Source organism: Mesorhizobium caraganae, assembly GCF_016836705.1.
GTDB lineage: Bacteria > Pseudomonadota > Alphaproteobacteria > Rhizobiales > Rhizobiaceae > Mesorhizobium > Mesorhizobium caraganae.
Genome location: NZ_JAFCGY010000102.1, coordinates 1 through 994, shown reverse-complemented (window position 1 = coordinate 994; position 994 = coordinate 1). Strand labels below are relative to the sequence as shown.

Below are 994 nucleotides of genomic sequence, written 5' to 3'. Positions count from 1 at the left end.
ATTATTCTTTGATGGTGACGACGATGCCGGCACCGACGGTGCGGCCGCCTTCACGGATGGCGAAGCGCAGCTTCTCTTCCATGGCGATCGGCACGATCAGCTCGACATCGACCGTGATGTTGTCGCCGGGCATCACCATTTCGGTGCCTTCCGGCAGCGACACGATGCCGGTCACGTCGGTCGTGCGGAAGTAGAACTGCGGACGGTAGTTGGTGAAGAACGGCGTGTGACGGCCACCTTCGTCCTTGGTCAGGATGTAGGCTTCGGCCACGAACTTCTTGTGCGGCTTCACCGTACCGGGCTTGGCCAGAACCTGGCCGCGCTCGACACCTTCACGGTCAACGCCGCGCAGCAGCGCGCCGATGTTGTCGCCGGCCTGGCCCTGGTCGAGCAGCTTGCGGAACATTTCAACGCCCGTGCAGGTCGTCTTGGTCGTCGGACGGATGCCGATGATTTCCAGTTCCTCGCCGACCTTGACCACGCCACGCTCGACGCGGCCGGTCACAACCGTGCCACGACCCGAGATCGAGAACACGTCTTCGATCGGCATCAGGAACGGCTTGTCCAGCGGACGAACCGGCGTCGGGATGTAGGCGTCGACCTGAGCCATCAGCTCGCGGATCGCGTCTTCGCCGATGGTCTTGTTCGAATCTTCCAGAGCAGCCAGCGCCGAGCCCTTGACGATCGGAATGTCGTCGCCGGGGAACTCGTTCTTCGACAGAAGCTCGCGAACCTCGAGCTCGACCAGTTCGAGCAGTTCGGCGTCGTCGACCTGGTCGACCTTGTTCAGGAACACAACGATCGACGGCACGCCGACCTGACGGGCAAGCAGAATGTGCTCGCGGGTCTGCGGCATCGGGCCGTCGGCAGCCGAAACGACCAGGATCGCGCCGTCCATCTGCGCGGCGCCGGTGATCATGTTCTTCACATAGTCGGCGTGTCCGGGGCAGTCGACGTGGGCGTAGTGGCGATTGGCCGTCTCGTATTCGACGTG

At 63.1% G+C, this 994-nt stretch carries 1 protein-coding gene; it reads right to left on the bottom strand.

Annotation, left to right across the window (positions count from 1 at the left end):
* Position 1: 1 nt before the first annotated feature.
* Positions 2 to 994 (bottom strand): elongation factor Tu (gene tuf / locus JQK88_RS35475; protein ID WP_203281231.1); only part of this gene is annotated, 993 nt, incomplete at its 5' end.